This window comes from Chloroflexia bacterium SDU3-3 (assembly GCA_009268125.1).
In the GTDB taxonomy this organism is placed as follows: Bacteria; Chloroflexota; Chloroflexia; order Chloroflexales; family Roseiflexaceae; genus SDU3-3.
Map to the genome: position 1 here is coordinate 400845 of WBOU01000003.1, position 12388 is coordinate 413232.

The following is a 12388-nucleotide window of genomic DNA, read 5'->3' on the forward strand; positions in this document are numbered from 1 at the left end:
TGTGCCAGGCAGCCATGCAGAGGTCCCGCGAGTGCGGAATCTCTCGCTTGCTATACCGCGAAATTGTCCGCTGTCAATTTGCGGGTGCCGTACAGTGCCGTCCGGCCCGCCCTGAACGCTTTAGGGAGTGTCGCTATGAGTGGAAATGAGCTTCAGCCGCGCGGCCTGTACGATCCGCAGTTCGAGCGCGACGCATGTGGTATCGGGTTCGTCGCACGCCTGTCAGCCGCACCAAGCCACGAGATCGTGCAGATGGCGCTGACCGCCGTCGGCAACATGGCGCACCGCGGCGGCGTGGACGCCGATGGCAAGACGGGCGACGGCGCTGGTATCCTCACCCAGATCCCGCGCAAGCTCTTCGCGCGCGAGCTGGCGCGCCTCGGCATCAGCTACCCGATCGAGGATCTGGCTGTCGGCATGCTGTTCATGCCGCAGGACGACGTACGACGCGCCCAGGCCACCCAGATCATCAAGCAGGCCCTGGCGGAGTACGACCTAGAGCTGCTGGGCATCCGCGAGGTACCGGTCAACTCCGATGCGCTCGGCGAGCGCGCCCGCAAGCTCCAGCCGGTGATGCAGCAGGCCCTGATCGGGCGGCGCACCGTGGCTGGCTCGCCGCTGCCCTCGATCGCCCCCGAGGTCTACGAGCGCGCGCTCTACCTCACGCGGCGCACCGCCGAGGCGCTGGCCCGCCAGCAGGGCCTCGATGACTTCTACATCCCCTCGCTTTCCTGTCGCACCATCATCTATAAGGGCATGCTGATCTCGCCACTGCTGCCCGAGTTCTTCCTCGACCTAGCCGACCCCGACTACGAGACCGCCCTGGCCCTCTACCACCAGCGCTACTCCACCAACACCTTCCCGGCCTGGAGCATCGCCCAGCCCTTCCACATGGTCTCGCACAACGGCGAGATCAACACGCTGCACGGCAACATCACCTGGATGCGCGCCCGCGCGTCGGAGTGGCGGCGCGGCGACGGCCCGTGGGTCAACGGCGAGCGCCGCCCCACCACCGAGAACATGAAGAGCGCGGCCCTCGCCGGTGGCCCGCCCCTAGCATCCTACGTCGCGCGGCTCGGCCCAGTGCTCAACCTGAAGGCCAGCGACTCGGCCATGCTCGACAACACGCTGGAGCTGCTGGTGATGGGCGGGCGCGACATCCGCCATGCCCTGACCATGCTGGTGCCCGAGGCTTGGGAGCGCGTGCACGACATGGACCCCGAGTGGCGCGCGTTCTACCAGTACCACTCGGGCCTGATGGAGCCATGGGACGGCCCCGCCGCCCTGTGCTTCTCGGATGGCGAGGTGGTGGGCCTAGCGCTTGACCGCAACGGCCTGCGCCCGGCGCGCTACCTCGTGACCGATGATGGCCTAGTGGTGGTCGGCTCCGAGGTAGGCGTGGTGCCAGTGGATGAGGCCAGCATCATCAGGAAGGGCAAGGTCGGCCCTGGCCAGATGATCGCCGCCGACCTGCGCACCGGCAAGTTCGAGACCAACGCCGAGATCAAGACCCGCCTAGCCCGCCAGCAGCCCTACGCCAAGTGGCTGGCCAACCAGTCGCAGGTGCTCGCGCCCGCAGGCGCGCCGATTGTCAGCTACGACGAGGAGCTAGAGACCTCGTCCTCCAAGGGCGCGAAGTCGCCGCTGCTGGGCGAGCTGCAGCACGCCTTCGGCTACACATCCGAGGAGCTGGCCGTGGTGCTGCGCCCGATGGCGCGCGATGGCCAGGAGCCGATCGGCTCGATGGGCGACGACACGCCGCCCGCCGTCTTCTCGGATCGCAACCGCCTGCTGTACTTCTACTTCAAGCAGCGCTTCGCCGAGGTGACCAACCCGCCGATCGACCCGCTGCGCGAAGATCTGGTTATGTCGCTCTCGTGCGCGCTGGGCCGCCGTGGCAACCTGCTGGAGGAGACGCCCGACCACGCCCACCTGCTGCATCTGCACAGCCCCATCCTCACCGACGAGCATCTGGCGATGATCCGCGCCCACCAGGACCCGGTGTTCGCCTCGATCACGCTGCAGGCTACCTTCCCCGCCGCCGAGGGCGCGGACGCGATGCAGGCCGCGATCGACCGCCTGTGCATCGAGTCCGAGGCTGCCGTAGCCGCCAACAAGGCCATCCTGATCATCAGCGACCGCACGGTGAACGAGGAGAACGCCCCCATTCCGGCGCTGCTGGCCTTCGGCGCGGTGCACCAGCACCTCATCCGCCTGGGCCTGCGCACCAGCGTCAGCCTGATCGTCGAGAGCGGCGAGCCGCGCGAGGTGCACCACCTGGCCACCCTGGTGGGCCTGGGTGCCGAGGCAGTGAACCCCTACGTGGCTATGGCTACGGTGCGGGCGCTGGCCGTCGAGCGCGAGGAGGTGAAGGGCAAGGCCCGCGAGGAGGCCAAGGAGGCCCGCCCCGCCAAGGAGCTAGCCGACGAGGCCGAGTCGAACTTTATCCACGCCCTTGAGAAGGGTCTGCTGAAGGTGATGTCGAAGATGGGCATCGCCACCGTGGACAGCTACTGCGGCGCGCAGGTGTTCGAGACCCTAGGCCTAGCCCAGGAGATCCTGGACCGCTGCTTCCGCGACGTGCCCGGTCGGCTCGGCGGCATCTCGTTCCGCAACATCGGCGCGAGCGTGCTGGCCCGCCACGACGAGGCCTTCGCCAACCGGCTGCCGCACGTGGCCGCGCGCACCCAGCTGACCCACCCCGGCTTCTACAAGTTCAAGAAGGATGGCGAGTACCACGCCTTCTCGCCCGCCGTGGTGCACGCGCTGCAGAAGGCCGCCACCAGCGGCGAGTACGCCGACTACAAGGCCTACTCCAACCTGGTGCACTCGCGCCAGCCGATGGAGCTGCGCGACCTGCTCGACTTCACCAGCGAGGCGCTGAGCCGGGGCATCGCGGTGGATGAGGTAGAGCCAATCGAGGCGATCATGCGGCGCTTCAGCACGGCGGCTATGTCGCTCGGCTCGACCAGCCACGAGGCGCACGGCAACCTCGCGATCGCCATGAACCGCATCGGCGCAATGTCGAACAGCGGCGAGGGCGGCGAAGACCCCGACCGCTTCGGCACCGAGGCCGACAGCGGGGTGAAGCAGGTGGCCTCGGGCCGCTTCGGCGTGACGCCCGCCTACCTCTCGCACGCCAAGGAGCTGCAGATCAAGATGGCCCAGGGCTCGAAGCCCGGCGAGGGCGGCCAGCTGCCCGGCCACAAGGTCACCGAGGAGATCGCCCGCTACCGCCACACCACGCCGGGCATCCAGCTGATCTCGCCGCCGCCGCACCACGACATCTACAGCATCGAGGATCTGGCCCAGCTGATCTACGACCTCAAGCAGGTCAACCCCAACGCGGCCATCTCGGTGAAGCTGGTGGCCGAGGCAGGTGTGGGCACCGTGGCCGCAGGCGTGGCCAAGGGCGGCGCGGATGTGGTGCTGGTCTCCGGCAACTCGGGCGGCACCGGCGCTTCGCCGCTGTCCTCGATCAAGAACGCTGGCGTGAACATGGAGCTTGGCCTGGCCGAGGCCCACCAGACCCTGGTGATCAACGGGCTGCGCGGGCGCGTGCGGCTGCGCGCCGACGCGGGCCTGAAGACCGGGCGCGACGTGGTGCTGGCCGCCATCCTCGGTGCCGACGAGTTCTCGTTTGGCACAGCGGCGCTGATCGCCGAGGGCTGCATTATGGCCCGCGCCTGCCACAACAACACCTGCCCGGTGGGCATCGCCACCCAGCGCCCCGAGCTGCGGGCCAAGTTCCCCGGAACCCCGCGCATGGTGGTCAACTTCTTCGCCAACATCGCCGAGGAGATCCGCGAGATCCTGGCAGCGCTGGGCGCGCGCAGCCTCACCGAGGTGATCGGGCGCACCGAGCTGCTGGCCCAGATCCCGCGCAGCTTCGCCGACTCCGACCGGCTGAACCTCTCGCCGCTGCTGGCGCAGGTTCACCAGCCCGGCCAGCCCATCCACAACACCGAGCCGTGCAACGGCCTAGTCTCCACATCGACCCTGAACGAGCAGCTGGTGGCCGATACCTTCGACGCGCTGGAGCACAGCACGCCGGTGGACGTGAGCTACGCGATCACCAACGTGGACCGCAGCTTTGGCGCGACGCTCTCGGGCGCGATCGGCGCGCGCTACGGCGACGCGGGTCTGCCCGACAGCACCATCACCATCCGCATCACCGGCAGCGCTGGCCAGAGCTTCGGCGTCTTCAACGCCGCCGGGGTGCGGATGATCCTTGAGGGCGAGGCCAACGACTACGTGGGCAAGGGCATGGGCGGGGGCACCATCGTGGTGCGCCCATCGCGCGCGGCCCGCTACGCCGCGCACGAGAACACCATCATCGGCAACACCGTGCTGTACGGCGCGACCGGCGGCGAGCTGTTCGCGGCAGGCCAGGCCGGCGAGCGCTTCGGGGTGCGCAACTCGGGCGCGGTGGCGGTGGTCGAGGGCATCGGCGACCACGGCTGCGAGTATATGACCGGCGGCGTGGTGCTGGTGCTCGGCTCCACAGGCCGCAACTTCGGCGCGGGTATGTCGGGCGGCATCGCCTACATCTACGACGAGGCTGGCGATTTCGAGACCCGCTGCAACACCGACATGGTCGAGCGCATGCGGCTCACCCCCCAGGATGAGGAGAACGTGCGGGCGCTGCTGGCGCGGCACCGATCGCTCACCGGCAGCGTCCGCGCGGCGCAGCTGCTCTCGGGCTGGGCCGATGTGCGCGGCAGCTTCTGGGCGGTGCGCCCCCGTGGGATGGAGGTGGTGACGCTGCCGCCGACCCTCATCCGCATCCGCGAGAAGGCGCTGGTCTAACTTTTACGCAAAAAGGCGCGGGTGGCATCATTGCCACCCGCGCCTTTTTTATGTCGCCCTGCGGCGCTACTTGCCCTGTGTGGCCCGCTTGCGGCCCTTGCCCAGGGCCAGCCCCACTAGAAACAGGCCGATCGTGCCCAGCGCGCCGAGGCTGGGCTTGCCTGCCACCGGCACCGCGCGCGGCGCTGGCTCCGCCGCCGGGTGCTGGCTCGTCTCGCCGGTGCGCGGCATACCCTGCTTCTCGCGCGAGGCCTCGCTCACCGAGACCGCATTCGAGGCAGGCTCGATCTTCGCGCCAAACGTGCGCGCGTAGACCTGCGTGAACTCCGCCCCAAAGAACAAGATCTGTGCCGAGTAGAACACCCACAGCAGCAGCACGATCAGCGACCCCACCGTGCCGTAGGCGTTGCTCTGGTTGGAGAGGTAGATGTTGAGCACGACCTGGCCGATCATAAACAGCAGGGCCGTGACCGCCGCGCCAACGCCGACATCGCGCCACGCCACCTTCGCATCCGGGATCACCTTGAAGATCAGGGCGAAGATACCCGTCACCACCACAAAGGTGACGATCATGCTCACTGCAGGCCAGATAAAGTCAGCCCCTGGCAGCAGGTCGTGGAAGTAGCCCACGACGATTGAGAGCGCGGTGGAGATCACCAGCGACACCAGCAGCAGGAAGGCGCTGCCCAGCACCATGGTGAACGAGAAAAAACGCTGCTTGAGCGTCTCCATCAGCCCCTGGCCCGGCTTGGGCTGCACTTCCCAGATGGTGTTAAGCGCATCCTGAAGCTGCCCGAAGAAGCCGCTTGCGCCAAACAGCAGCGTGACGATGCCGATCACCGCCGCGATGCCCGTGCTGCCCGAGCGGTCGGCGCTGTCGAGCAGCTGGCCGAGGGCCTCGCCGCCGCCCGGGATCACCGTGCCCAGCTGATCGCGGATCTGCTCGTTGGCACTGGCGTAGAAGAAGCTCACCAGCGTCATCGTGATCAGGAGCAGCGGCGCGATCGAGAACACCGTGAAGTAGGCCAGCGCGGCGGCGAGACGCGGTACCTTGTCCTCATTCCACTCGGCAAAGGCATCCTTGAAGACGCCAAACAGTCGTTTCACATCCATAGCTTATGTCACCCTTCCTATGGTGTGCGAGGCCATATAGCACCCCACCTACGCGCACCGCACTTATGCGCCCACCTCATAGGAGCGCCCGCTGTGCTGCGACTCGGCGTAGCGCTGGAAGTTCCGCAGGTCTTCTTCCAACTTCTGCTCGGGGTTGTCGAACAGGTGCGCCGCAGCATCGCCCAGCTTGCCAAACGGCGGCACATACAGCAGCGTCACCGTGATCTCGGTGCTGCCATCGCTATTCTCGTGGAAGATCACCTGCCCGCTCGTCTTGATATCGCCGCCATCCAAGCTGTTCCACGCCACCCGTTCGTTCTCATCCAGCCGGGTGGTGCGAGCATCCCAGCTCAGCTGCGTGCCGAGCGGCCCGCGCATCACCCAGTGGCTCAGGCCATCGCCCGTTTTGATCACCCGCTCGATGTTCTGCATGAAATGGGGAAACGTCTCAAAGTTTGCCCAGATCTGGTAGACCGTCTCAATCGGTGCGTTGATCGTCAGTGATCGCGTCACTTGATCTGCCATAGCGACCTCCTTTGTGCGTTACCACGTTCTAGGGCTGGCAAGGCAAGATCTGTGCCGCATCGCAAACAAAAAGCAGACCGCACATGGACTGTGCGGCCTGCCTGAGCCGAGAATATCGCCTCGACTGCTACCCTCGGGCACGCTCGACGCGCCCAAAGTGCACGTCGAGATCATGCTTTGAGATAACCCCTTGGCGCATCAAGATCTGGCCAATAGGGACTGGCGCGCCCTGCTCCTGCGAGGAGAGCTGATCTTCCAGCGCGGCGGCCAGCTGCACAGGGCGCAGCTTGTTCTGAGCGATCAGGATCTCGCCAAATCGCAGCGCCTCTTTATAAAACGGGTCGAGCAGGCGGTCGACGGCCTGCACTGTGAGGATGGTGGCTAGGATGGTGGGGGAAATCAGCTGCTCGCGGAGCAGCAGCGTGCCAAAAAACGTAGCGTGCCCAGCATAGCGCTCGCGCCGCTGGGTCGCCAGCGACATCACCAGCTGGCGCGGTGAGATGTAGCCCAGCGTGACGAGGTACGTACCAATTGGCTGGGCATAGCCATTGAGCAACGGCAGCAGCGGCTGGCCCTGGTTCGGTGGCGGCGAGGCACGATACACCGTGTGCAGCAGCCGAATGACCTCGGTGGCATCCTGACTAGGGATCTGGTAACCCATGGCGGCAACTCCATGCGTCTCATTCGCACACGCATTCAACATGGAATGGGGCGAAGGTAGATTATTTCAGACAAGGAACATTTATGATACCGAACTATGTTGCAATTAGTTACGAGAGGTCTGGCACACCACGTGCTATGGAGAATGTCAGCGTATGCTTTCCTTCAGCTACTACCGTGCATTGTAGCCTACAAAAGGAGCAGAGATCATGGCATCACATACTCGTATTCTCGACAATTTGCAACAAGTTGGCACCAAACGGATTAATGTTGGCATGTCCGAGCGCAAGCTTTCGGCGCTTGCCGGTGGGCTAGTAGCAATCTACGGCCTAACCCGGCGCAATCCTGCTGGTCTTGTGCTCGCACTGCTAGGCGGCGCGGTGGCCTACCGTGGCCTCAGCGGCAGCTGCGCGGTCTACTCGGCGCTGGGCATCGACACCACCGACGAGGGCGGCCAGAAGCCACGCGTGCCGGTGCGCGAGCAGATCACCATCAACCTGCCCCCCGAGGAGATCTACCAGTTCTGGCGCAACTTCGAGAATCTGCCCAAGTTTATGCGCCACCTTGAGTCGGTGAAGGTCAGCGGCGAGCGACACTCGCACTGGGCCGCCAAGGCCCCCGGCGGCACAACAGCCCAATGGGATGCCGAGATCATCGACGATGTGGAGAACGAGTGCATCTCCTGGCGCTCGCTACCCGGCGCACAGGTGGAAAATAGCGGCGAGGTGCGATTCCGGCCCGCCCCCGAAGGCCGCGGCACCGAGCTAGAGGTGCGCATGTCCTACCAGCCGCCCGCTGGCCCAGCTGGCGTGCTGCTGGCCAAGCTGTCTGGCGAGGAGCCAAGCATGCAGATCCACAGCGATCTGAAGCGGCTGAAGAGCCTGCTGGAGACTGGCGAGATCCCAACCGTGGAAGGCCAGCCATCCGGCCGGGCACACGGCGAGGCACACGGCAGCACCGCCAGCGCCGATGTGGCGGCAAAACCCAACCAGCTTGGCCCACGCAACACCGTCACCAAGGCGCTTGAGGACACCTTCCCCGCCAGCGATCCGCTCGCGGTCACCCAGACCCCCAGCGAGCAGCAGGGCATCGACGCGAATGAGCGCGAGATAGGCCTTGGCAAGAAGATCTACTAGGTGCGCCTCTCGCCAGAAACGCGAGCAGCCGTAGCAAAGGAGCAAAGGATGAAAGCGCTGGTCTGGAACGGAGCCAAGAATGTGGCGGTTGAGCAGGTACCCGACCCGGCCCTGCTCAACCGGCGCGACGCAATCATCAAGATCACATCGACCGCGATCTGCGGCTCGGATCTGCATATCTACGATGGCTACATCCCCGGCATGCAGAAGGGTGATATTTTGGGCCACGAGTTCATGGGCGAGGTGGTGGATGTGGCCCCGGGCGTCACCAACCTGCGCCCCGGCGACCGCGTGGTGGTGCCGTTCACCATCTCGTGCGGCAGCTGCTTCTTCTGCAGCCACGACCTCTGGTCGCTCTGCGACAACAGCAACCCCAACGCGCCTGCCGCCGAGGCACTGTGGGGGCACTCTCCCGCCGGGCTGTTTGGCTACTCGCACCTGCTGGGCGGCTACGCGGGCGGCCAGGCCGAGTACGCCCGCGTGCCCTTTGCAGATGTCGGCCCGTTCAAGATCCCCGAGGGCTTCAGCGACGAGCAGGTGCTGTTCCTGACCGACATCTTCCCCACCGGCTACATGGCCGCCGAGAACTGCGATATCAAGCCGGGCGACACCGTGGCCATATGGGGCTGCGGGCCAGTCGGGCAGTTCGCCATCCGCAGCGCCTTCCTGCTCGGGGCCGAGCGCGTGATCGCGATCGACCGCTTCCCCGAGCGCCTAGAGCTGGCGCGGCAGGCCGGGGCCGAGATCATCAACTACGAGGAGTCGCGCCAGGTGCTGGAGGTGCTGAAGGAGCTGACTGGCGGGCGTGGGCCGGACTCGTGCATCGACGCGGTGGGCATGGAGGCCCACGGGTTTGGGCCGCAGTTCTGGTATGACCGCACCAAGCAGGCCGTGCGCGCCGAGACCGAGCGCCCGCTGGTGCTGCGCGAGGCCATCCAGGCCTGCCGCAAGGGCGGCACGGTATCGGTCCCCGGCGTCTACGGCGGCCTGGGCGACAAGATCCCGCTGGGCGCATTTGTCAACAAGGCCCTGACCCTGCGCTCCGGCCAGACCCATGTGCAGCGCTACCTGCGCCCCCTGCTCGACCTGATCGAGCAAGGCAAGATCGACCCTTCCTTTATTGTGACCCACCAGGTGCCGCTTGAGCAGGCCCCCGAGGCATACGAGCTGTTTAAGAAAAAGCAGGATGGCTGCATCAAAGTTGTGCTGAAGCCCGGCATGGCGGCCTAGCGAATCAGCGCACCCCAAAGCGGAGAGCGCATATAAGGAGGCAAGCATGAACCAGCAGACACAGCGCGCACTTGTGCTGGCCGGGCTGGGCGCAGGCGTGGCCCTGGCCCTGCGGCGCTCGCAGCAGCGCTACGAGCTTGAGGGCAAGGTAGCGCTGATCACGGGCGGCTCGCGCGGGCTGGGGCTGGTGCTGGCGCGCCAGCTGGTGTCCCAGGGCGCACGTGTGGCCATCGTGGCGCGCGACGGGGTGGAGCTGGCCCAGGCCGAGGCCGACCTGCGCGCGCGCGGCGGCGATGTGCTGGCCTTCCCCTGCGATGTGCGCAGCCACGAGGCCGCCACGCTCGGCGTGCAGCGCGTCGTGGCCCACTTTGGGCGGCTCGATATCCTGATCAACAACGCGGGCGTGATCGGCGTGGGGCCGCTTGAGCATCTCACGCTCGAAGATTTTGACACCGCCATCCAGACCCACATCTACGGCCCGCTGCATATGATGCTGGCCGCCATCCCGCATATGCGCCAGCAGGGCCAGGGGCGCATCGCCAACATCGCATCGGTCGGCGGGCGAGTGGCGGTTCCGCATCTCATCCCCTACACGGCCAGCAAGTTTGGCCTGGTGGGCCTCTCCGACGGCATGCGCGCCGAGCTTGCGAAGGATAACATCAAGGTCTCGACCATCTGCCCCGGCCTTATGCGCGCTGGCTCGCACGTGAACGCGCAGGTGAAGGGCAACCACCAGGCCGAGTACGCGTGGTTCTCGGTGATCGATGCGCTGCCCTTCACCTCGGTGGCGGTCGAGCACGCGGCCGCCCAGATCATCCGAGCGGTGCGCCACGGCTCGCCGCACCTCACCATCTCGCCCCAGGCCAAGCTGCTTGGCGCACTGGGCGGAGTCGCCCCCAACCTTCTGGCCCAGGCTATGAACATCGTTGGGCAGGCGCTCCCAGGGTACGCGGGCCCCGAGGGCGATGTGCAGAAGACCGGCCGCGAGAGCGAATCGCCGATCGCACCATCGGTGCTCACATCGCTTAACGACCGGGCTGCAGAGCGCAATAATCAGCATGGTAAGCTGAGCCTTGGCAATTCCGCAGAAGCCTGAAACCTTTCGGCCGATGCATCGTAGAGTATGGTGCATATCCACCAGAGCACATAGAGTCAGGTCGAAGCAATCATCATGCCCTATGAGGAAAAGAGAAAAGGATCCGGCGTAAGGCGGATAAATAGCGCAAAAGATATGCTATAATCGCCAAGCGTTAGAAACCTTCTCTTAGCACCAGGCTTTCCGCGTAGTTTACTTGCATTTTTCGCTGGTCTCAGCCACAGTAGACCGCAGCTTTGCTGTGCCTATCGTGTGCTGGTGACCATATGTGTGCCTTTTGTCTTACTAGTATGGAGATGTGACATGTTCGCACTCTGGAAGCGCCAGATCCTGAGCGCCACCGTCGTGGTCGCCACTGGCCTTGCCATCCTGCCTACGGCTCCGGCCCAGGCACAGACCGCACAGCGCTGCTTCAGCGAGACCGGCTTCTGCATCGAGGGCCGCATCCGCGAGTTCTGGGAGCAGAACGGTGGGCTGCCCGTGTTTGGCCTCCCAATCGGCCCGCAGCAGGCCGAGACGATCGAGGGTAAGTCGCTGCAGGTGCAGCGCTTCGAGCGCAACCGGCTGGAGCTGCACCCCGAGAACGGACGCCCCTACGATGTGCTGCTCGGTCGCCTGGGCGCAGATCGCCTGGCCCAGCAGGGCCGCGACTGGCAGGCCGAGTTCGCCAAGTCGAGCGCGGCCCCCGGCTGCCGCTTCTTCGCCGAGACCGGACACAACGTGTGCGGCGAGATCCTGACGGCCTGGCGCGCCAGCGGCCTTGAGATGGATGGCAAGGGTGGCAAGACCGAGGCCGAGAACCTCGCGCTGTTCGGGCTGCCCCTGAGCGACCTGCACACCGAGACCATGGCCGACGGCCAGCAGCGCCAGGTGCAGTGGTTCGAGCGCGGTCGCTTCGAGCTGCACCCCGAGAACGCGGCCCCCTACAACGTGCAGCTCGGCCTGCTCGGCAACGAGATCCGCGATGGCGGCAGCGCGGCTGCGCAGCCGACCGCGCCGACCGCCGACCCCTGCGCCGACGTGCACGACCCGGTCAACGGTCGCATCCGCCCGGCCAAGTGCGTCACCAAGGGCACCCAGATCGAGATCGACGTGTATGGCTTCCAGCCAAACGAGCAGATCGGCTACTGGATCAACGCCCCCGGTGATGTGATGATCGGCACTGAGCAGACCGTGAGCATCGGACCGAGCGGCGGCGTCAATGGCCTGCCGATCAGCACCAGCAGCCTGCCCGCTGGCCAGTACTCGATGGTGTTCCAGAGCGCCAAGACCGGCTATCAGGCGATCATCTACTTCAAGGTGCTGGCCGAGGGCAACGCAGCTCCTGCCCCCACCACCGCCCCGCAGACAGGCGTGCCCGCCTCGCAGGATGCCGCCGTCAGGCCGGTGAGCGGCCCGCAGGGCACCACCTTTGTCACCGTGGGCACGGGCTTCAAGCCTGGCGAGAACATCGGCGTATATATTACCGCGCCCGATGGCAGCGTGTTTGGCGCGCCCTTCCAGACCACCGCCGATGACTCTGGCACCTCGAACGTCGTGACCATCACGACCGACTCTTCGTGGACGCCCGGTGTCTACGCGATGTCGTTTGAGGGCGTGAAGTCGCACCACAAGGCGATCGCCTACTTCGAGGTCACCAAGTAGCATCGCCTCGTATCCTAACAACAGCGCGGAGCACTTCAGAAGTGCTCCGCGCTGTTTGCATATGAACTCATTTTTATTTGACACCCCAAAGGCTTTGGACTAGTATTAAAAGGTGATCGCAACATACCCGTACATCATCGCTAGGCGAGAACCAAAATCTATGGCTACACCCTGC

The 12388-nt window shown here is 65.6% G+C and carries 7 protein-coding genes and 1 pseudogene; 5 read left to right on the top strand and 3 right to left on the bottom strand.

The genetic code is table 11. The features are described from left to right. Positions 1 to 135: 135 nt before the first annotated feature. Positions 136 to 4809: a glutamate synthase large subunit gene (gltB, locus tag F8S13_06905; protein ID KAB8144593.1), complete on the top strand. Its 4674-nt coding sequence runs from the start codon at positions 136 to 138 to the stop codon at positions 4807 to 4809. Between the two features lie 66 nt (positions 4810 to 4875). On the opposite strand, the gene F8S13_06910 is transcribed toward gltB, so the two are convergent. From F8S13_06910 to F8S13_06920, 3 genes are all read right to left on the bottom strand, one after another. After that, positions 4876 to 5922, bottom strand: a complete 1047-nt coding sequence (locus tag F8S13_06910) for a YihY/virulence factor BrkB family protein (GenBank protein ID KAB8144594.1) — start codon at positions 5920 to 5922, stop codon at positions 4876 to 4878. A 63-nt stretch (positions 5923 to 5985) separates the two neighbouring features. Continuing rightward, positions 5986 to 6447 carry an SRPBCC family protein gene (locus tag F8S13_06915; protein KAB8144595.1) on the bottom strand — a complete coding sequence of 154 codons (462 nt, stop codon included), beginning with the start codon at positions 6445 to 6447 and terminating at the stop codon, positions 5986 to 5988. A 127-nt stretch (positions 6448 to 6574) separates the two neighbouring features. After that, positions 6575 to 7108, bottom strand: coding sequence for a hypothetical protein (locus F8S13_06920; GenBank protein ID KAB8144596.1), 534 nt, complete (start codon positions 7106 to 7108; stop codon positions 6575 to 6577). Positions 7109 to 7382: 274 nt separating this feature from the next. Here F8S13_06920 and F8S13_06925 point away from each other — a divergent pair, with 274 nt between their 5' ends. From F8S13_06925 to F8S13_06940, 4 genes and pseudogenes are all read left to right on the top strand, one after another. Beyond that, positions 7383 to 8243, top strand: coding sequence for a DUF2892 domain-containing protein (locus tag F8S13_06925; GenBank protein ID KAB8144687.1), 861 nt, complete (start codon positions 7383 to 7385; stop codon positions 8241 to 8243). Positions 8244 to 8291: 48 nt separating this feature from the next. Then, positions 8292 to 9473: a glutathione-dependent formaldehyde dehydrogenase gene (locus tag F8S13_06930; protein KAB8144597.1), complete on the top strand. Its 1182-nt coding sequence runs from the start codon at positions 8292 to 8294 to the stop codon at positions 9471 to 9473. 46 nt (positions 9474 to 9519) lie between these two features. Beyond that, positions 9520 to 10569: an SDR family oxidoreductase gene (locus tag F8S13_06935; protein ID KAB8144598.1), complete on the top strand. Its 1050-nt coding sequence runs from the start codon at positions 9520 to 9522 to the stop codon at positions 10567 to 10569. A 303-nt stretch (positions 10570 to 10872) separates the two neighbouring features. Then, positions 10873 to 11874 (top strand): annotated as a pseudogene (locus F8S13_06940) (hypothetical protein). The last annotated feature ends 514 nt before the right edge of the window (positions 11875 to 12388 follow it).